The sequence below is a fragment of the Clostridium sp. genome, assembly GCF_016650035.1.
In the GTDB taxonomy this organism is placed as follows: Bacteria; Bacillota; Clostridia; order Clostridiales; family Clostridiaceae; genus Clostridium_AD.
Window position 1 is genome coordinate 1 of record NZ_JAENWM010000077.1, and the last position, 19,905, is coordinate 19,905.

Consider the following 19,905-nt stretch of genomic DNA (forward strand, 5'->3'; position numbering starts at 1 on the left):
AAATAGATAATGCTACGAATAGCTTGGATTATCTAAGCTATCCGTACAATATATAGCACGAAGAAATTCTGAGGTGAAGTTGATTTTTGAGCAAAAATGAATCAAGAGTTAGCAATGCATTAAGAGTTTCCGAGAGTGCACTATTAGTATAAAGAGGTGATAATCATAGATAATAAACTAATGAATTATAAAATCAATCTTATTATGGAAAACCATGTTTTTAAGAAAAACTTGCTGGAAATAGAAGCCTTAGAAAAACACAGGGAATTTTGCATGCATGATTTGCGGCACTTTTTAGACGTGGCAAGAATTATGTACATAATAAATTTAGAAAACATTTTTAATATACCTAAATATGTGATTTATGCAACTGCACTCTTGCATGACATAGGTAGGGCAGAGCAGTATGAAAATGGAACTCCCCATGACATTGCTTCTGTGCAAATTGCTGAAAATATATTATTGCAGTGCAACTATGATACTAAAGAAATAAATGAGATTTTAGAAGCTATAGGAGAACACAGAAATAATACTGAGAATTTAAATGGTTTAAGTTATTTATTATATAAGTGTGATAAGCTTTCAAGGAACTGTATTTACTGTAAGGCCACGTATAATTGTAATTGGAAAGAAGAACAGAAAAATTTTAAGATTATCTACTAAAACCGCAGGAGGAATTTGATGAAAATAGGGAATAAAGATTATGAAATAGGAAAAAGAACTTACATAATGGGTATTTTAAACGTTACACCTGATTCTTTTTCTGATGGCGGAAGATTTAACGATATGGGTGAAGCTATAAATCAAGCTAAAAAAATGGTTGGGCAGGGAGTAGATATCATTGATATTGGTGGAGAATCCACAAGACCTGGTCACGAAACCGTAAGTGAAGAAGAAGAAATTAAAAGGGTGATACCTATTGTAGAGGCTTTAAGCAAGGTGCTAAAGGTTCCTATTTCCGTGGATACGTATAAAAGTAGAGTTGCAGAACTTGCTTTAGGCGCAGGAGCAGCTATGATTAATGATGTGTGGGGCTTTAAGAGAGATCCATATATGGCTAGCGTTGCTGCCAAGTACAATGTACCTTGCTGTTTAATGCATAATAGAAACAATAAAAATTACAATAATTTAATCCAAGATATATTAAAGGATTTAGAGGAAAGTATTGAAATTGCACTAAAAGCAGGAGTTAAGAGTGAAAATATAATATTAGACCCAGGCATTGGGTTTGCAAAAAGTTATGATGATAATTTGAAAACCATGAAAAACCTAGAAAAGCTAAATAGCTTGGGGTATCCGTTACTACTTGGAACTTCAAGAAAATCCATGGTAGGATTTGCACTGGATTTACCAGTAGAAGAGAGACTAGAGGGAACCCTTGCAACTACTGCTATAGGGATAATGAAGGGTTGTCAATTTATAAGGGTACATGATATAAAAGAGAATAAAAGAGTATGCGCGATGACAGATGCTATATGTAGAAGATAAAGGGGATTATACTATGGATAAAATATACATAAAGGACTTGGAAGTTTACGCCCACCACGGTGTTTTTAAGGAAGAGAAAACCTTAGGACAACGCTTTAAAATTTCAGTAGAGCTTTATCTTAGTTTAAGGGAAGCAGGAATTACTGACGACTTAACTAAGACAGTTCATTATGGTGAGCTTTGCAACCTAGTAGAGGAAGAGTTCAAGAGAGAGAGCTATGATTTAATAGAGAGAGCTACAGAAAAGTTAGCTGAATTTATACTTTTAAAATATGATTTAGTTCAAAGAGTAAAAGTTAAAATCAAAAAACCTTGGGCTCCTATTGGAAAACCACTTCAATATGTAGCGGTAGAGATAGATAGAAAATGGCATACAGCTTATATTGGTGTAGGTGGAAATATGGGGGATAAAGAAAAAAACATTAAAGCTGCCTTAGATTATATAAATAATTCAAGTCATACTAAAATAACAAAAACATCAAAACTTTATGAAACAAAGCCAGTAGGATATTTAGAACAAGAGGACTTTTTAAATTGTGCTATTGAAGTGAAAACACTTTTAAATCCATTAGAGCTTGTTAGATTCCTTTTATCTATAGAAAGGGAATTAAAGCGGGAAAGAGTTATAAGATGGGGGCCAAGAACTATAGATTTAGATGTATTATTGTATGATAATATTATAAGCTATTTAGAAGAAATAATATTGCCTCATCCAAGAATGCAGGAAAGAATGTTTGTTTTAGAGCCATTGTGCGACATAGCACCTTACGTTATGCATCCGATTTTGAACAAATCTATAATTCAAATGAAAAAGGAAATAAAAGCACTTTAGGCTTTTATTTCCTTTTTTATATTTTCTGCGAAGTGCTTAGTGGTTTCTTGAATTTGTGGAATATTAAAAATCTCTCCAGGATCATTAGCAATAGCCATTATAGAAAAATATGGAGGCAATCTAAAACCCTTGTTTATATTTAAAGCTCCAATTAATTGTTTACTAATAGAATCACTGCCAGAATTACCTGACACAACTACTGCAAAAATGGTCTTATCGTAAAAATCTATTTTTCGATATAACACGGTAAGTCTATTTATTACAGCTGTTAAGTTTGCAGCTACTGCATCATTATAATTAGGGCATAGCCATATTATTGCATCAGATTCTACAATGGAAGGGAGGACATCACGAATCATGACTCCACCATAAAAACATTTATTTTTATTCCCATAGTGAGTGCACATTTTATAAGAACACCCCTTACAGTCCAAAACTTTTCCGTTTTCTATTTGTAGTTCTTTAATATCGCAATGGGAGAGATGCTTTGAGACCATATGCCATAAATCTAAAGTATTAGAAGTTTTATGTGGACTCGAGTACAAAACTAAAATTTTTGGATTGATTTTTGTGATTGGGCTATATTCAAGTAATCTCGTACCTAATTTTGAACACATGGTTAAACAAATTTCTTTTACCGATAAATCCATTGTTTTTTGCCAACTGCGATAATTTCTAAGGGAAGATGTAGCTTCAACTACAGAATGTCCTATAAAAAAGCAGCCTAAGTTGTTTGCAAGAAATATAATATCTTGACTTGTACGCTTTGTGCCGTGCTCAGTATTACTATGAGTTAATACTCCAGCAGTAGAACCGAGAAGACATTTATCACCTTTTTCATATAGCTTCGAGAAAAACTGTAGCATTTCAATATCGCAATCTATATTTGTGATTTCAGAAGCAAAAAGTATTTTCTTGTTTTGAAGATTAGGAATGTGGTTACAATCGTTAACTATAATATAATTTGTGTTTTTAGTAACCACGTTTATCATTTGTGAGAGCATAATAGATATATTTTTACTTGGTATAATTACAAATAAATCTTTCATGAAACCCCCTTTTTATATTCCTCTAAATAAAATCAAATAAATTCACTAAGAAGTTTATAGGTTGAATTTAGCTTGCAAAGTAGTACTTCATTTAAGTCTAATGTTTCAAGCTCTGTTCCAGAAGGCAGAAGTCTATTCTTGCAACCCATAAAAGTACCCCCAATAAAGGTAGCACTATAATGCCACTGTGAGTTAATAGTGGCAAGTATTGACAATGATCCAGATGAAAGAGCTGGAGCAATATAAGGCTTAAATCCTGTTGACCTAACTTCTAAGTTGGCAGTCTTAGTGCTATGGGTTAAAGCATCTGATAACACTTCATTATAGTTTACAATACTATCTGCTATGATAAGACCCTCTCCATGTGGCCCAAAAGCTCTACCCTCATGCATATAATGTTTTGTAGAAGATTTCTGCGAGGCATAATAGCAGGCTCTAGCATTCATAACTCCCAGGCCATATCCTCTTATTTGTTCTGGAGCGAGGCCCTTATAGTCCGAATTTCCAGCACTATCTTTGTTACTCGCAGTAAAGGCTGCTTTGCAAAGTAAATCTACTGGATCTGACACTACGATAAATAAACCTTTGAAGCTTTCCATACGTGCAAGAGCAGCATAATGTGAAATAATTTTAGCATTACCTTTGAATTGTAGTAACCTGACGTCTTCCCCTTCTTTAAGAGCAGCGGGAACGCCAACTGATACACAAAATACAAACATATCACAATCAAAGATATCCTCTTCACTTAAGGAAATTATATCTATAGAACTTTCCTTCATGTCAGGTGAAAGGATTTGACTTAGTTCGAATTTGTAGCGCTCAACTCGATTTTTATCTTTATCGTAAAGTCCTAAGCTTTGAATTTTTTCAACACCTAAAAGTTTTAAACCTGTAAGTAGTGTCCCACCTACATCCCCAAGGCCTACCACATTTATTCTCCATTTTTTAGGCTCTTTATAGATTAATACATCCTCCCAGTTAGGAAAATCTGTATTAAGTGATGTAACCCTATTGCTTAAAATAGCATCTTTTAGCCACTGGGGAATAGTTACAATAGGGGTTATTGGCTTAACAAGCAAATTTAAGTCTTCTTCCTTTAAAAAGAGAAAGTTTTCATGAGAAACAGAAAAACTTCTTCGTGAGATTTCTGGGCTAAGGTTACTCAAGGCAAAAATCATGCCCTTATATATTTTTGCTTCACTTTCAGATATTTCTTTAAGATTATAATACTGTTCGCGTGATATTAATAATTTTTCTTTGTATAAATAGTAAAACATTTTAAAATTCCCCCTCCTGTTAATTTTTTACTTTTATAATGTTTTGTTTAGTCTATTCAAGAGCTCTAAATCATTTTCCAGATAGTGAGACGGGGATATATTCAAATCATACTGCATATCTACTCCAATATCAGGACAGCGTGGAACAGTAAGGACTTCTCCGAGAGAAGCTAAAGTTAAATTACGAGTATATAAAATATGAAATTCAATTTCTAAAGCTTTTAAAAGCTCTATAGAATTTTCAATACATACCGTCGATAATTCATAAAGACTCTTTAGCGGGACTTTCCTTATGAAAACTGGATGGGTATATGGGAGTATTAAATTAATTGAAGGAAGCAAGTTACGTTTTGGGTAAAAGCCTCTCCAAAGGGCATCTCCACCAATGAACGGATATAGAGTGTTCTCATTAAACCAAATTTTAAGCTTTGGTATAAAATAAACACTATCAACATCCCTGTTTTGTTTATCCATAAGGTCTTTTCCACGTCCTGAAAGGATACCTGAAATAATTTTTTTAACATTTACTGACTCTTTTTTTAAGAGTGGATCTAAAGCCCTAATTCTATAACCTTTATGTAGTATATTATCTACTAGTATTACTGGTCTATTAAAGGACTTTATCATTTTAATTTGATGCTCAAGATTTAAGTAATAAGGGAATTCTGCAATATCGAATTTCTTAATATCAGGGGTGAAAAATTTTTCTGTATGCAGGGATTTAGTAACAGTGTTTGGAACTAAGTGCCTGTCAAGAATATCTCCATAAGGTACACACATGGCATCCCCGTTTTGTTTATTATGCCTTATTTCAATAGGAACATTATTTTCTTTGCAAACCTTTTTTACCATTTGCTGATGAAGAACATCACTATCGAAAGATAATACAAGTTCACCAGGATACAATTCAGTAAGTACCTTTTGTAGGCGTTTTCGGGTACTGTTTATAACTTGTTTTATTCTTTGACTACTTCTAAAAGGCTCTTTAAGAATATTTTCTATATCTAAATTTAATATACATGGATTATTCATATCTACAACTAGGGCTGTTAAATTAGGACCCGAGGTAAGAACTTTTCTAAAGCCATGTAAATATAAAAGATCTATTAGTGATGGAGCATATATATCTTGCAGGATTGGTTTGAAAATTGCATATTCATAGTCCCTAGATATTGCATAAGCTAAGGTTTCTGTAATAAGTATTTGCTCTATTAGTTTATTTTTTTTCTTGTTATTTATATACATTAAATCAATAAGAATAATTCTGCCAGAGGCATTTTTACGAACATACATTGATAAGCTATCATCGTCTAATTCTTTATAAAGAACATTGGAACGTATCCAGTGCATTGATGAAAAACCTAAAATTTCATTAGTTTGGGTGTTTTTTATTATTACAATCTTTGGAGCAATTTTTTTTGAAAGCTCAGTTAATATATGAAAAACACGGTCTTTATCATTACAAGATTCAGAAAGTTCTTTTATGAAATCTTCAGTAATATCATCTGAAAACTCAATATCTATATGTGAGGAGGCTAAAGAAAATTTTTCTTGAGGTTCTCTTTGATAAAACCCATTCTCATAAATATACTGCTGAACTAGTGGATCAATTAAACTTGAAATATCACGATTATTGTCAATATAGTTTCTTATCTGACTGGAGCTAATGTTCGCATAACTTGCAGGCATATTTATTAATTCAATTTCACCAAGAATTTTTTTTGTAGCCTCGTCTAATTGTTTGTTTTTTCCACGTTCAAAAATTATATGAGAAAAATTGTGTATAGAATTTTCTGTTACAGGATTTTTATAGCAACTAGAATTTAATATAACATCACTTCCGCCAACAAAATAAACCTCAGAGCCACTAAAATTTTCTTTTAATAATTTTAAATCTTGTGGATTTGAAATGTTTGTTTGAAACTCTTCTGGGTAAATAAAAATATTTAATTCATCTGCAATGGACATACTAAGTAAATTTTTACGAAGTAAGGTTGGTAAGGTTTTTTTTGACCAAGAAAACTCATCTACAGATAAATAAACCTCAAAACCCATATTTCTTATTAATTTTGAAATGTTTTTATGGCTAAGAGAAAAAGGATCAAAGGTGCCTGGGAAAAAAGCTGTTTTTGTTGGGATGGGTATATTAATATCACCTATAAAAAAACTATAATCAGATATAAATCTATATATGTGATTCAGTGCAGCAGAATTCGTAAGAAAAAGTAATTGTTCCGTTTTATCCTCCGTAATTAGGGTAAGAATTTTTTTAGCTGTTAATCTAAATATAATATTCTTTTCTTCAAAAGATAGAAGTTTAGAACCAAAAATATCTTTTCCAAAGGTGCTTATGGCCGATTGTTTAACTTTTATTTTATAATCACCAAGTCCATTTAAAAGAATACCAAGCATATTTAGTATTCGGTTATCATAATCTTCTGATTTTTCATTGAATCTATTTCTATACTTTGGATAATTAGATAGACACACACCTATGGTCTTAAGAACCAAGGGTTTTACATTCTCAGTAGCTATTTTTATTTTTAGTTTTAAATCATCAATAATTTCATTTAACTCCTTAGGCTGTAGCCAAAGAAGTATTTCACCTAAGAAAGGTGGGATATACTCAGTAAATCTGTGGCCCTCTATTTCTAGTGCGCGTAGAAGTTCTATTGCAACTTCATTTCTTTCAGGTAGTGTTAAAAGTGGCATAAGTTTATGTATGGCAATGCCTGCTCTATTACGAACAGCCTCTACAGCACTTACTTTAAGTAAATTACAAAAATGAATGGCTGTATGTAGACCTGTAGTAGGGGCTTCATTTATAGTATAATTCAGCAATAAATCTATTTGGTTTTTCTTTTTTATCCAATCGGTTGCTGTTTTTAAATTACTTAAAAAAATATCGGGTATCTTTGCATAATCTTGCACGCAGTAGTTTTGAAAAATAGTAATGGATGTTTTTATATTAAGTAGCGTGAAAATTCGAAGTTTAAGTAAATTTTCTGCAGGGATTTTACTTTTAGTAAAATAACTCTTGCTGTAATTTGTTAAACTTGCTTTTAGATTTTCTTTCAAATAATTATCTTTTGGAAGCTTGATTATCAGGTCATTTACAATTTGCAATGCAGATAATCTTAGAATACTACTTTTTTTGTTTGTCATTAAAATCACATAATTAAACATTGAGGATAAGTTGTCATCATATGGGTCCATAGGAATATATTTTGCAGTCTCAAGCAAAAACAATTGAGTTTCTGTGTTAGTTATGCGCGTAGAATCATAATACTTAATAATAACATTTCTGTAGGTAGTAATCATACTTTCTCTACAATTTTTAAATAAGGAATTAACCATAATTCTAGTGCTATAACCCATCCAAGTTCTATGACTTGAGATTATTTTGTGACTTGGATAAAGCAGCAAATTAAAATATTCAAGGAACAAGTTTGAACTCGTTATATAGCGGTTTTCTATATTTACGTCTTTAGGAATTTCTTTATTATAATATTCATCAAAAATAGCAATGAGTAGTCCTATAAGTTCAGCACAGTGTCGCCTAATATCATCTTCAGAATGAGTAAGATTATCGAAGAGAAATTTAATAGTTTGTAGTTTTTGTTTTTGAGTTAAATATGTAGAATATTCTTCGAATACCCTTATATATTGTCTTAAATTCTTCCAGTGTTTTTCACTTCTAGCTTGTTCTAATATTTTATTTAGAGAGTATTCATCACGTAGCATATACATTAAATTAATATTGTGATTTATAGAAAGATATTTAAAGTTTTGAACTATCTCATTCCCTTGCATTAAAGAAAATATTGGCGAGCTTTGAATATTTATATTTTCTCTCTTGCCTAAGGAAGTGTTAATACCAATACTAATTAAATAATCTTCAAAATCTTTTAATTTAGCATATACTCTTCTATATCTTTTTTCCTTTTTTTTATCAACATTTTCTAATTTATCAAGGATAACGTTAAAAGATTTATCTAATGGGAATATATTCATAGCTACGGTTTCACCAGTTGTATAATTTTTAACTCTAAAGTCACAATATATTAATATTAGTGATTCTAGTGAAAGATTTTCAATTTCTAAATCCCAGGTGGAATGGTTTATTGCAATATTCCTAATGTAGTTTATGTTATGGTTTTTAAACCATTGATCCGTATAATAATAATGCAAATGTGGGACTCTTTTAAGTTCTTCTCCTATGCAACCATATTTACCAATATCATGGCCAGCAGCAGCTCCTGAAACTCTTCCTAAATCTATTTGAACATCTTTTTCCTTAAGTTGTCTTGCAATATGTAGCGATAGATAATGTACCCCACAAATATGGTCAAGGGTATTATATTTAAAAACCTCACCATTTAGTTTCATCATTTCATAGATATAATCATTCCTAAAAGCTTTAATAAATCTTATATATTCATCATTATTCTCTAGGTTTTCTATTTCAGCTTGAAGTAAGAAATTCATAGCGTAGTTACTCTGCCAGGAATTATCGTTATAACCTTTTTGAACTGCACATACAATTCTAAGAACTGCTAGGTAAAGTTCACAGGCAGGATGTAGATTTGCATCAAGCGCTATGGTTACTGCCTTTGGAAAGGATTTGTTTAACGTGTAATTATATAAATAACAGAGTGCATCTTTTGGAAATTTATCTTTGCATAGATTACCTATCACATTTTCACAAATTAGTAAAGTTCGCGAGCATGTGAAATCCTTTAAATCTATCATAGTGTTTAAGTTTTCCATATAGTCAGGACTGGATAAAAAAATTTCAATAATAGCTTTTGGTATGCCATTGTTTTTTAAAAAAATTGGATTTAATAATTTTCCTGATATTCTCTGATTAATTTCTTTGAAATGTAAAACCTTCATGGTAGCCTCCTTGTCGTTATCTGCGGATAATAACGTTATCATCTCTACTATTATCTATATTAAAAATTATATACTTTAAATGTGATTATTTATAGGGGATAACGCAAATTTTATAAAAAAAAATACCTTAGTTAGGTATAAGGTATTTGCATAGCCCATAGAGATTATAGGCCTTATACATTTTACTTGTGTTTATATAATCCATCTTGTAGTCACCATCAAAGGGATATATAGAAATGAAATTCTCATTATAGAGATTTATTATATATTTGTTTTCACTAAAGCTTACAAATATCTTATATAATGGTTTTTCAGGTAAATCAGCAGGTTTTTCTATAAAGCTATCATTTTTTAATGAATTAAAAAAATCAGAGAAGATAGATAAGTCTTCATGGTCAAAATCTTTTTCTTTATAAAAGTTCATGTATAGAGCATAAATTTCTGTTGGCTTTTCTGTAGATAAATCACTCATTAATAAACTGGTGTAATAATAATTATTTGGTTTATTTTTATCGAACATATTTTTACTGATTTTACAATTGCAGCCAAATAGATTTAAAGATAAAAAAGCACACAGTAGTAGCAAAATATATTTTTTCAAATTTAATCACATCCTTTAACAGTCTTGTAAATAAAATATGTTACACAATTATTTTTTAGTACAAAAAAACATATATTAACCTATTTTAGGAATATTTTCACTGACAATAGTTCAGAATAGAAAGAGAAAGCATAAAGAATAATAAGGAGGAATTATGAAAGTTGGTGTACCCAAAGGATTACTATTTTATAAATACTACCCTTTTATAAATAGGTTTTTAATTGAACTAGATGTAGAAGTAATTACATCTATAGATACAAATAAAAACATTTTAAATGAAGGGGTTAAATATTGTGTGGACGAGGCATGTCTACCGATAAAAATATTTCATGGACATATAATAGATATAAAGGACAAATGTGACCTATTAATTATACCTAGGATTATGAGGGTCCGCGAACGGGAATTTATATGCCCAAAATTTTGTGGGCTTCCAGAAATGATTTTATACAGCGTGCCCAATTTACCCAAGGTAATGATAGAGCCTATTTACGCTACTAGCGAGAAGGAGTTATATAATTGGTGCAAAAAACTGGGAGGGATGATTACAAAGGATAAGAAAAAGATACAAGTCGCATTTAGTAAAGCTTTAGAAGAACAGAGAGAGTTCAAATTTGGTATTAAAGATGAAGGATATAAAAAAAATATTGCCTTAGTAGGTCACCCATATAATCTTTACGATACTTTTATTAATATGAATATAGTTGAAAAATTAAACAAGCTAGGTGTAGGTGTTATAACAGAAGAATATGTAGAGGAAGAACAAATTAACGAAGAAGTAAAAACTCTTTTTAAAAGGCCCTTTTGGACTTTTGCTGCTAATTCTTATGGATTTACAACTAGTATAGCTAAAAATAGCGGAATAGATGGTGCAATATATATATCATCCTTCGCTTGCGGAATAGATTCTGTGATACTAGAGCTTATTCAAGATAAAATAGAGGATTTTCCTCTTTTAGTTTTAAAAGTTGATGAACATACTGGTGAAGGCGGTCTAGATACAAGAATTGAGGCTTTTATTGATATGATTGAAAGGAAAAAAAACAATGAAGATAACATTTCCACATTTAGGCAACACACATCTTGCAGCTAAGGCATTATTTGATGGACTTGGAATAGAGTGCATAATTCCACCTTTTAGTAGTAGTAAGGCATTGGAGCTAGGTTCCAAGTTTTCACCTGAAGAAATGTGCCTACCATATAAAATTATGATGGGCAATTATTTGCAGAGTATAGAGATGGGAGCAGATACTGTAATTCTCCCCGGAAGTTGTGGTCCTTGTAGATTTGGTGAGTACTGTGAATTACAAATTAATGCACTAAAGAAAATAGGGCACGACTTAACTTTTATTGTAATCGATAGTCCTTTTGAGGTAGGTAAAAAGGAACTTATAAATCGCCTTAAGAAGATTACTGATAATAGTACAAGAGGTAAAGTTGAAAGAATTAGAGCTCTAAAGATAGCCTATGACGTAAATGAATTAATTGAAAAAATTGAAGCTGCAGCACATTATTTAACAGGCTTTGAAATAAACAAGGGAGAATTTAAGAAACTTTTAAATGAATGTAAAATTAATGCATCAAAAGCAAAGTCACCATGCCACATGGTAAATATATTAAAAGATTATAAGAAAAAAATAAATAACATAGCTATTAATAAAGGGAAATCTCCAATAAAAATTGCAATTATCGGTGAAATTTACACTGTAATCGAACCTTTTTCTAATCTTTATATAGAAGACAAACTTATGGATTACGGTGTGGCCACTAAAAGGATGCTTACTCCTAGTTGGTGGGTTAAGGATGCATTACTTAAATGTGTAAACCTTAACTCCATTGGTATAAGGAAGGCATCTAAAGAATATCTAGAGCATTATATTGGTGGTCATGCTAGAGAATGTATAGGAGAGGTACTGATTGCAGAAAAAGAGAATTTTGATGGTGCAATTCAAATTTTCCCAATGGGATGTATGCCGGAAATTGTAGCAAAAGCTATTTTGCCTGCAATTTCAAATGATAAAGATTTCCCAATAATGACTTTGGTAGTAGACGAAATGACTGGAGAAGCGGGATATGTTACTAGAATAGAAGCATTTATAGATATGCTAGAAAGGAGAAAAAATAATGTACTATATGGGGGTTGATGTGGGATCGGTAAGTACTAATGTTGTATTACTAGATAATACTTTAAAGGTTATTGAAAAATTATATTTAAGAACAAAAGGCAAACCCATATTGGCAATTCAATTTGGACTGAAAATTTTAAGCGAAAAATACTATAATAACGAAATAAGATCTGTTGGAACTACAGGTAGTGGGAGACATATGGCTTCTTTTTTAATAGGCGCTGACATAGTAAAAAATGAAATCACAGCTCATGCAGTTGCGGCCCTTCAAATTGACAATGAGGTAAGAACCATATTAGAAATTGGAGGTCAAGATTCAAAGATAATCTTGCTTAAAAATGGTATAGTTACAGATTTTGCAATGAATACTGTATGTGCAGCAGGTACTGGGTCTTTTCTTGATAGACAGGCAGAAAGACTGGAAATACCTATTGAAAATTTTGGGGACTATGCATTAAGGTCTAAAGCACCTGTAAGAATAGCTGGGAGATGTGCAGTATTTGCGGAGTCAGATATGATACATAAGCAACAGCTTGGATACAAAGAGCATGACATAATAGGGGGCCTTTGTGAGGCTCTAGTAAGAAATTATCTTAGTAACGTAGGAAAAGGAAAACAAATTAAACCTAAAATATTTTTTCAAGGTGGGGTTGCAGCTAATAAAGGAATTAAAGTAGCTTTTGAAAAAGCCTTAGGAGCAGAAATTTATGTTCCAGAGCACTATGATGTAATGGGAGCTATTGGGGCGGCTATACTTGGAAAAGAAAAGCTAGCGAAGAGTGGAAAAACAAACTTTAAAGGGTTTGAAACAGCAACTAGTAATTTTGTACCTAGAAGTATTGAGTGCCATGGTTGTGGCAATAATTGCGAGGTGATCGAAATAAAAGATGGAGAGAAAACTGTAGGCTGTTTTGGAGATAGATGTGGTAAATGGAGTAATAAGATGGTGATATAGATTAAATAAATAACTATTCAAGGTCTTAGAAATAAGTTCTTGAATAGTTATTTATTTAGAACTTAACCATTATATGTTGCAATTGGTCTTATTATGTATTATAATAATAATCGTGTGATTTAAGAAAAGGGTGGAAATTATGGGTATGCAAATAGAATTATTAAGAAAAAAATTAGAAAAATTAATATCAGTCGCTGATAACCTTTTAGATAGCGAAATCATTTCTGTTAGTCAGCAATTGGACAAGCTTATTCTTCAATATTATTTATGTGAATATTAAGTAGGTTTTTTGCACATTTTTAAGGGACAATAAAAGGCTTTCAAGAAATTCTTGAAAGCCTTTTGTTGTCCGTGGATATTCTGTAGAGTAATAATTATTAAATATTCGTTTATTTTTATAGATAGCTTATTATAATCAAGAAGATTGATTATAATAAGCTATTTAGGCAAATAAAGTGATGAAGATTAAAAATTATGCTTTTATAGCCCAACGCAATTTAGCAGAACGAGCACGACCGTTGGTATTACATTCTTGTGATGATGGGCGAATAGGACCTGGAGCTATTTCACGATAGACACCTTCACTTAAAAAACGCTTAAAAGATTTTTTAACGAGACGATCTTCTCCTGAATGAAATGAAAGTATAGCAACGCGTCCACCCTGCGCAAGTACAGTAGGAAGCTTTTCCAAGAATTCATATAACACTTCAAATTCACTATTGACATCAATTCGAAGCGCTTGAAAACATCGTTGACAGGTTTTTTTTATCGCATCGTTACTATTATTTCCTGGAATAAATTTCAGAGCTTCACTTATAATTTGTTGAAGCTGCGTTGTTGTCGATATGTCTATTCCTTTTTTAATTTGGGAAGTAATAGCACGAGCGATTGCCGCAGCATTAGGCTCATCTGCGTTTTCTATAAACATACCTTCTAATTCATCTAGCGAAATAGTTTTTAAACGATTTGCGGCAGATTGACCTCTATTAGGATTAAGTCGTAAGTCTAGTGGTCCTTCAGTCTTAAATGAAAATCCTCTTTCAGGATTATCTATCTGCATTGAAGAGACACCCAAATCCGCTAATACAAAATTTAATGGTCCTGATTCGAGAGCAATTTTATCTATATCGGAAAAGTTCATTTGCCTTATTGTTAAAATTTCGGGTCCATAACCTAAACTCTCTAAACGAGCCTGTGTGCGTGGTAATTCTATAGAATCTACATCAATTGAATACATGTGACCCTTTGTATTTAAACATTTAAGCATCTCTAAAGTATGACCACCATAACCTAGTGTTACATCGAGTCCAGTTTGCCCAGGGGTAATTTGTAAGAATTCTAATATTTCTTTAACACAAATTGAACGGTGCATACCAGCAGGAGTACTGCCCTTTTGAATAACCTTGGCCACAGTATCAGCGTATTTCTCTGGTTGTAGTTCTTTATATTTATCTTTGTAAGCTCTAGGGTTAGTGCCTTTATATCGAGTCCGCCTTTGATGCTTTTGCTCTTGCTCTTGATTATCCATTGTTTCTCCACCTTTTTAATCACTTTTGTAATGTTCTTACAAATCATATGATACCAAATACAATTCATAATTGCAAACTCACAAAGAATAAACTCTGAGGTAATCTTATTTTACTTCAACAAGTTCATATTCTTTACTACCTAGGCCTATTTTTTCTGCATAATCAAGAGTAGCTCTTCCTCTTTTAAATACAGTCCTGCTATTATTTTTATCAATCACATCAAGGCAAGCTTTATCAATGGCTACTGGATCAGTGGACGCGAAAACTCCAACGTCCGCTACAATTGGTTTCATATTATGGCCGTCACAATCGCAGTTTCTAGTTATATTAAAAGCAAAAGTTATGTAAATATTATTTTTATTCACTGACGCTGCATAAGCATACTCTGAAAGTCTTTCGTTAAAAGACTTTGTAATAGAAGCAAACCAGCTATTAGAGATAGCACCATATGGACATATTGCCATACATGAAGCACAACCAACACATTTATCTTTATCAATTTTTGCTTTTTTATCCACAGTTATTGCATTCTCTGGACATATTTTTGCACAGGCATTGCAAGCTTTGCATTTGAAAAAACTTATCTTGGGTATTGAGTTTGCATGTTGTGCAAGTTTTCCACCTCTTGAGGCACATCCCATTCCAAGTTGCTTTATGGCACCACCAAAACCAGCAAGTGCATGCCCTTTAAAATGGCTTATAACAATTAACTGTTTTTTGTTAGCAATTTGTTTTCCTATTTTACACTTATTAAAATTCTTTTTATTTATCTCAACCTCTTCAAAATCCTCACCATGTTCTCCATCGGCTATTATTATAGGAAGCTGAGTAAAACCATGTTCCTTAGCAAGGTTTAAATGCTTTTCTTTTGTAGTTCTTTCTCCTCTGTAGAGAACATTAGTCTCTATATATGCACTCTCTATGTTCTTTTTCTTTAAATAATCTATTATTCCAGAGAAATTTTCTGATCCAATAAAAGTATTATTTCCCTTTTCACCAAAATGAACTTTAATTGGTATGAATTTTTCAAGACTTATATTTTCTTCTCTTACGATAGTTTCTAATAATTCACTTGCAGCGCTACTTATCTCTTGTGTTTTTGAAATTGAATCAATAGCTTTGAAATACACCTTAATCACAATAAAACCCTCCCAATTAACTTTTATTTTTTATCTCCATTTAAAATTAAACTCAGCTCATCCAAAGCTGAAATCATTCTCTCAGACTTTTCTGGTTGGAGTCCACCCACAAGCACATTATTAAATCTATCATTAATGCAAGCTACATCAATGCACTCTAAGCATTTAGTAGATATTGATAATTCCACCATTCTCCTGTTTTCCTTTGGTATTTTACGAGTCACATATCCTCTATTAACAAGTTGATCTACTATCCTTGAAACTGAACTTTTAGGAAACTCTATTTTTTCACTAAGTTCATTCAGAGACAACGTTTTAGTATCATATAACTCAAACATTATCATCATTTCGGGTATTGTAAGCTCAAATTCTTGTGAAATTGATTTTAAGCACCCTTGAATAGATTTAAATAAAGAAATTAATTTTTCCGCACAACTGCCTGAATAACACATAATAACACTTCCTTTTACTTATGAAATAGCTCTTTGGCTTCTACATCTGGATGATGATAACGGCCTCTATTTACTGTTACTTTTTTATATTGAATTGATTTTTGTGGACACCACTGCATACACGCAACGCATTGCTCACATTCATGTTGCCATTCTGGTTTACCATCATTCATTTTTATATTATTAGCAGGACATACCTTTAAACATGTACCACAACTATTACATTTTTCGTCTGTCCAGAAATTCTTATCTTTTTCATAAGGCTTAAAGCTACGGTACATCATCCCACCGACAGTCTCCATTATGGCCTCGCCTACCCCACTAATTTTAACTATTTCACTATTATTTATACTTTTAACAATTTCAGAGATTTTTTCTTCTTCATTCTTAAAACATTCCTTTTGTTTTTTCTCTGAAAAAGGTGGATACATTACTTGATAATTTCCAGGCATTTTCATTTTAAATGCGGCTGAAAGTTTAAGGTCTTTATTACTTAACAGCTTTTCTAATTGAGCAATAGCGGCGCCCGCAGATGCTCCAAAGGTTACAACAGTATAAATATATGCCTCCTTAGGTATCTTGATTTTTTCGATAAATTCTTTTACTAAAAGAGGCATACCAGAAACGTATACAGGAAAAATAATCCCGATTTTATTTGATATTGTATTGTTAATTTCCATATTATCTTCACAAATTTGTATAATTTCTGTATCTTTTAATTGAGCTGAAATATCCTTTGCTACCTTTAAAGAATTACCTGTACCACTAAAATAGTAAATTATTGTCTTCATAAAAACACCCCTACATACAATATTATTTTGGAATTAATAGTTCCATTTGGAACTATTCCATAGTATATAATAATATAATATAAGATTATTGCTGTCAAGGGTTTAGAACGGTTACAGCCTTTATATTTAAGAGATTTTGGGCTTGTTTTCTATATATTTAGTTTTAAAATCAAAAATACAAACATATTATAAACTAGTTATTATGTTTAAATTTTTGACGAAAGGTATAGATCGGTATGAAGAATGTTGATATAAAAAAGCTTTTTAAAAGTAAGGGTACAGGAAATGTTATTATTATAATAGCTTCAATTTTACTAATATATTTACTTATTTCATTATACTTTTCTAAGTATTCCTTTTTTAATACAGTAATAAATGGGGTGGATGTGTCATTAAAAGCACATGAAGATATAGAGGATATAATTAGAGGTTATGTTAAAGATTATAAGTTGCAGTTGACAGAAAGAAATGGGGAAATAGAAGAAATAGTAGGGGCAGATATAGGACTAGAGTACAATGAAAAAAATAGTATTGATAAAGTTTATCCAGGGCGAAACTCCTTTAAATGGATAATTTCATTATTAAAGAATCAAGAATATTATGTTGAGGATTTATTTGTTTACAATAAAGATAATTTAGAAAATAAGATAAATAGATTAAATTGTTTAAATACAGATATTATAGAACCTCAAAATGTAATCTTTAAGTATGCATTTGGTTCATATAAAATCATTGAAGAAGTATATGGAAATAAGATAATTAAGGAGAAATTATATGAAGATATAGAAATGAGCATATTAAAAGGTGTAAGAAAATTAGATTTAGATGAAAGCCACTGTTATGAAAATCCAAGGTACACTTTAAATTCTGATAAAACTCTTGAGACTAAGGATTTGCTAAATGAGTATGTGAAAGCAAAAATCACTTATAAATTTGGGAGTGAAAGGGAAACATTAGATGGAAATATAATAAGTGAGTGGCTTACTGTTGATAAAAGTTTAGAAACGGTTATAAGCGAAATAGCAGTTTTGAAATATGTTAAAGAATTGAGTGAAAAATATGATACCGTTGGAATAGCAAGAAATTTTAAAACCTCTATGGGGAAAATAATAGAAGTTAGTGGTGGACTTTATGGATGGAAAATTAATCGTGAGGCTGAGAAAAAAGCTTTATTAGAAAATATAAAAACCGGTAATGTATTTGAAAAAGAACCTATATACACTCAGAAGGCTTTATATAGGACGGAAAATGAAATAGGCAATACTTATGTAGAAGTTAATATAACAAGACAGTATTTATGGTTTTATAAAAATGGAAAGATTATAACACAAGGTTCTGTAGTAACAGGGAATCCCAATAGAGGACGTTCTACTGTCCTTGGAACTTATATGCTTAATTATAAACAAAAGGGGGCAACATTAACTGGACCTGGTTATGAAGCGCCAGTAACTTATTGGATGCCTTTTTTTGGGAATATAGGAATACATGATGCAAGCTGGAGATATTCTTTTGGAGGTGAGATATATAAGAGAAGAGGAAGCCATGGATGTATAAATGCTCCAATATACTTAGCTAAAATAATTTTTGATAATATAGAAGAGGGAACTCCAATTATTTGTTATGAAGAATAGCGCAGTTTTAAAGAAATCAATATTTACATGTTTGTTATTTTTATTCTGATTTCCATCGCAGTATGGTAAAATAATAAATATAAGAAACGAGGTATAAATATATGAGAACTTTGAAATATGCAATTTTAGGCTAAAGGCGTATTTCTGTGATGAAATGGATAAGGATACCTTATTAATACAATTTAAAAGCGGATTAGAGAAACATTCTGATAGATTAAGATATCTTAAAGGGAGGAGTTAATATACTATACAGAAAATTAGGAAAGACAAATGAAAAGGTCTCAGCTTTAGGTTTTGGATGTATGAGATTACCTGTTATTGAGGGGGATATAACAAAGATTGATGATGAGAAGGCAATAGAAATGATACATCATGCAATTGATGAAGGGGTAAACTATGTAGATACTGCATATCCTTATCATGGAACGGGAATGGCAAGTGGGGAGAAAGTGAACCATTTGTTGCTAGGGCTTTGAAAGATGGCTATAGAGAAAAAATTAATTTAGCTACAAAGCTTCCAAGTTGGCTGATTAAGACTAGAGCGGATATGGACAAGTATTTAAATGAACAATTAGAACGTCTACAAACAGATAAAATAGATTTTTATTTAGTACATGCTTTAAATAGAGGATGTTGGGAGAATTTAAAGAAGTTAGGAATAGATGAGTTTTTAAATTCATCTATTAAAAACGGAAGAATAAGATATGCAGGATTTTCATTTCACGATGATTTAGCTGTATTTAAAGAAATAGTAGATTACTATGATTGGTCATTCTGCCAAATTCAATATAATTATTCAGATGAAAAGTTTCAGGCTGGAACAGAAGGATTAAAATATGCAGCAGATAAATGTGAAGAGCACTGTCCACAGGGAATTAAAATTCGTGAAGAATTAAAAAATGTTAAGGCATTATTTGAATAGACAAAAGGGGGAATAACTTTATGCATATACCTGATAATTATTTAAGCCCTTCAACTTGTGCTACTTTTGGAGTTGTTATGTTGCCTATATGGAGAAGGGCAAGTTTAAAGATAAAAGCCGAAATAACAAGACAGAAAATGCCAATGCTTGGAGTAGCAGCAGCCTTTTCATTTTTAATTATGATGTTTAATATACCTCTTCCAGGAGGAACTACAGG

The 19,905-nt window shown here is 31.5% G+C and carries 17 protein-coding genes and 1 pseudogene; 10 read left to right on the plus strand and 8 right to left on the minus strand.

Annotated elements, in window-relative coordinates; genetic code table 11:
- Nucleotides 1-180: 180 nt before the first annotated feature.
- The 3 genes from JJD95_RS15535 to folK are packed head-to-tail and all read left to right on the plus strand — an operon-like array spanning nucleotide 181 to nucleotide 2,320.
- On the plus strand, nucleotides 181-663 hold the full coding sequence (locus JJD95_RS15535) for an HD domain-containing protein (RefSeq protein WP_291643935.1): 483 nt from the start codon (nucleotides 181-183) through the stop codon (nucleotides 661-663).
- An 18-nt stretch (nucleotides 664-681) separates the two neighbouring features.
- Nucleotides 682-1,488, plus strand: a complete 807-nt coding sequence (gene folP / locus JJD95_RS15540) for a dihydropteroate synthase (RefSeq protein ID WP_291643936.1) — start codon at nucleotides 682-684, stop codon at nucleotides 1,486-1,488.
- A 13-nt stretch (nucleotides 1,489-1,501) separates the two neighbouring features.
- Complete coding sequence (gene folK / locus JJD95_RS15545) at nucleotides 1,502-2,320, plus strand: 2-amino-4-hydroxy-6-hydroxymethyldihydropteridine diphosphokinase (protein WP_291643937.1); 819 nt, start codon at nucleotides 1,502-1,504, stop codon at nucleotides 2,318-2,320.
- Here folK and JJD95_RS15550 read toward each other — a convergent pair.
- From JJD95_RS15550 to JJD95_RS15565, 4 genes are all read right to left on the minus strand, one after another.
- A complete protein-coding gene (locus JJD95_RS15550) occupies nucleotides 2,317-3,369 on the minus strand; it encodes a flavodoxin family protein (RefSeq protein WP_291643938.1) in 1,053 nt (350 codons plus the stop codon). The genes folK and JJD95_RS15550 overlap by 4 nt on opposite strands.
- 32 nt (nucleotides 3,370-3,401) lie before the next feature.
- Complete coding sequence (locus tag JJD95_RS15555; protein WP_291643939.1) at nucleotides 3,402-4,646, minus strand: lactate dehydrogenase; 1,245 nt, start codon at nucleotides 4,644-4,646, stop codon at nucleotides 3,402-3,404.
- A 33-nt stretch (nucleotides 4,647-4,679) separates the two neighbouring features.
- Nucleotides 4,680-9,542 carry a cytidyltransferase gene (locus JJD95_RS15560; protein ID WP_291643940.1) on the minus strand — a complete coding sequence of 1,621 codons (4,863 nt, stop codon included), beginning with the start codon at nucleotides 9,540-9,542 and terminating at the stop codon, nucleotides 4,680-4,682.
- Between the two features lie 127 nt (nucleotides 9,543-9,669).
- The gene (locus JJD95_RS15565; protein WP_291643941.1) at nucleotides 9,670-10,143 is read right to left on the minus strand and encodes a DUF4883 family protein; all 474 of its coding nucleotides are present in this window, start codon (nucleotides 10,141-10,143) and stop codon (nucleotides 9,670-9,672) included.
- A 154-nt stretch (nucleotides 10,144-10,297) separates the two neighbouring features.
- Here JJD95_RS15565 and JJD95_RS15570 point away from each other — a divergent pair, with 154 nt between their 5' ends.
- The 4 genes from JJD95_RS15570 to JJD95_RS15585 all read left to right on the plus strand — a co-directional run bounded on the left by JJD95_RS15570 (nucleotide 10,298) and on the right by JJD95_RS15585 (nucleotide 13,504).
- Complete coding sequence (locus JJD95_RS15570) at nucleotides 10,298-11,236, plus strand: acyl-CoA dehydratase activase-related protein (RefSeq protein ID WP_291643942.1); 939 nt, start codon at nucleotides 10,298-10,300, stop codon at nucleotides 11,234-11,236.
- Nucleotides 11,190-12,287: an acyl-CoA dehydratase activase-related protein gene (locus JJD95_RS15575; protein WP_291643943.1), complete on the plus strand. Its 1,098-nt coding sequence runs from the start codon at nucleotides 11,190-11,192 to the stop codon at nucleotides 12,285-12,287. The genes JJD95_RS15570 and JJD95_RS15575 overlap by 47 nt, the downstream gene beginning before the upstream one ends.
- On the plus strand, nucleotides 12,268-13,224 hold the full coding sequence (locus tag JJD95_RS15580) for an acyl-CoA dehydratase activase (RefSeq protein ID WP_291643944.1): 957 nt from the start codon (nucleotides 12,268-12,270) through the stop codon (nucleotides 13,222-13,224). The genes JJD95_RS15575 and JJD95_RS15580 overlap by 20 nt, the downstream gene beginning before the upstream one ends.
- A gap of 139 nt (nucleotides 13,225-13,363) precedes the next feature.
- Nucleotides 13,364-13,504, plus strand: coding sequence for an aspartyl-phosphate phosphatase Spo0E family protein (locus JJD95_RS15585; protein WP_291643945.1), 141 nt, complete (start codon nucleotides 13,364-13,366; stop codon nucleotides 13,502-13,504).
- Between the two features lie 192 nt (nucleotides 13,505-13,696).
- Here the strand turns inward: JJD95_RS15585 and rsmH are convergent, their stop codons facing one another.
- The 4 genes from rsmH to JJD95_RS15605 all read right to left on the minus strand — a co-directional run bounded on the left by rsmH (nucleotide 13,697) and on the right by JJD95_RS15605 (nucleotide 17,135).
- On the minus strand, nucleotides 13,697-14,752 hold the full coding sequence (gene rsmH / locus JJD95_RS15590) for a 16S rRNA (cytosine(1402)-N(4))-methyltransferase RsmH (protein ID WP_291643946.1): 1,056 nt from the start codon (nucleotides 14,750-14,752) through the stop codon (nucleotides 13,697-13,699).
- 105 nt (nucleotides 14,753-14,857) lie between these two features.
- On the minus strand, nucleotides 14,858-15,892 hold the full coding sequence (locus JJD95_RS15595) for a DUF362 domain-containing protein (protein WP_291643947.1): 1,035 nt from the start codon (nucleotides 15,890-15,892) through the stop codon (nucleotides 14,858-14,860).
- Between the two features lie 23 nt (nucleotides 15,893-15,915).
- Complete coding sequence (locus tag JJD95_RS15600) at nucleotides 15,916-16,344, minus strand: MarR family winged helix-turn-helix transcriptional regulator (RefSeq protein ID WP_291643948.1); 429 nt, start codon at nucleotides 16,342-16,344, stop codon at nucleotides 15,916-15,918.
- A 14-nt stretch (nucleotides 16,345-16,358) separates the two neighbouring features.
- Complete coding sequence (locus JJD95_RS15605; protein WP_291643949.1) at nucleotides 16,359-17,135, minus strand: EFR1 family ferrodoxin; 777 nt, start codon at nucleotides 17,133-17,135, stop codon at nucleotides 16,359-16,361.
- 236 nt (nucleotides 17,136-17,371) lie between these two features.
- Here JJD95_RS15605 and JJD95_RS15610 point away from each other — a divergent pair, with 236 nt between their 5' ends.
- The 3 genes and pseudogenes from JJD95_RS15610 to JJD95_RS15625 form a co-directional block, all read left to right on the plus strand.
- Nucleotides 17,372-18,766, plus strand: a complete 1,395-nt coding sequence (locus JJD95_RS15610) for a L,D-transpeptidase family protein (protein ID WP_291643950.1) — start codon at nucleotides 17,372-17,374, stop codon at nucleotides 18,764-18,766.
- A 242-nt stretch (nucleotides 18,767-19,008) separates the two neighbouring features.
- Nucleotides 19,009-19,616, plus strand: a pseudogene (locus tag JJD95_RS15620) (aldo/keto reductase); the annotation flags it as partial.
- Between the two features lie 92 nt (nucleotides 19,617-19,708).
- Nucleotides 19,709-19,905, plus strand: a 197-nt coding sequence (locus JJD95_RS15625; RefSeq protein ID WP_291643951.1) for an energy-coupling factor ABC transporter permease, incomplete at its 3' end; no start/stop codon positions are given.

Bases quoted from the DNA above. Each gene is read 5' to 3' on its own strand.
- JJD95_RS15535 (WP_291643935.1), top strand. From the start codon at position 181: ATGAATTATAAAATCAATCTTATTATGGAAAACCATGTTTTTAAGAAA.
- folP (WP_291643936.1), top strand. From the start codon at position 682: ATGAAAATAGGGAATAAAGATTATGAAATAGGAAAAAGAACTTACATA.
- folK (WP_291643937.1), top strand. From the start codon at position 1,502: ATGGATAAAATATACATAAAGGACTTGGAAGTTTACGCCCACCACGGT.
- JJD95_RS15550 (WP_291643938.1), bottom strand. From the start codon at position 3,369: ATGAAAGATTTATTTGTAATTATACCAAGTAAAAATATATCTATTATG.
- JJD95_RS15555 (WP_291643939.1), bottom strand. From the start codon at position 4,646: ATGTTTTACTATTTATACAAAGAAAAATTATTAATATCACGCGAACAG.
- JJD95_RS15560 (WP_291643940.1), bottom strand. From the start codon at position 9,542: ATGAAGGTTTTACATTTCAAAGAAATTAATCAGAGAATATCAGGAAAA.
- JJD95_RS15570 (WP_291643942.1), top strand. From the start codon at position 10,298: ATGAAAGTTGGTGTACCCAAAGGATTACTATTTTATAAATACTACCCT.
- JJD95_RS15575 (WP_291643943.1), top strand. From the start codon at position 11,190: ATGAAGATAACATTTCCACATTTAGGCAACACACATCTTGCAGCTAAG.
- JJD95_RS15580 (WP_291643944.1), top strand. From the start codon at position 12,268: ATGTACTATATGGGGGTTGATGTGGGATCGGTAAGTACTAATGTTGTA.
- JJD95_RS15585 (WP_291643945.1), top strand. From the start codon at position 13,364: ATGGGTATGCAAATAGAATTATTAAGAAAAAAATTAGAAAAATTAATA.
- rsmH (WP_291643946.1), bottom strand. From the start codon at position 14,752: ATGGATAATCAAGAGCAAGAGCAAAAGCATCAAAGGCGGACTCGATAT.
- JJD95_RS15600 (WP_291643948.1), bottom strand. From the start codon at position 16,344: ATGTGTTATTCAGGCAGTTGTGCGGAAAAATTAATTTCTTTATTTAAA.
- JJD95_RS15605 (WP_291643949.1), bottom strand. From the start codon at position 17,135: ATGAAGACAATAATTTACTATTTTAGTGGTACAGGTAATTCTTTAAAG.
- JJD95_RS15610 (WP_291643950.1), top strand. From the start codon at position 17,372: ATGAAGAATGTTGATATAAAAAAGCTTTTTAAAAGTAAGGGTACAGGA.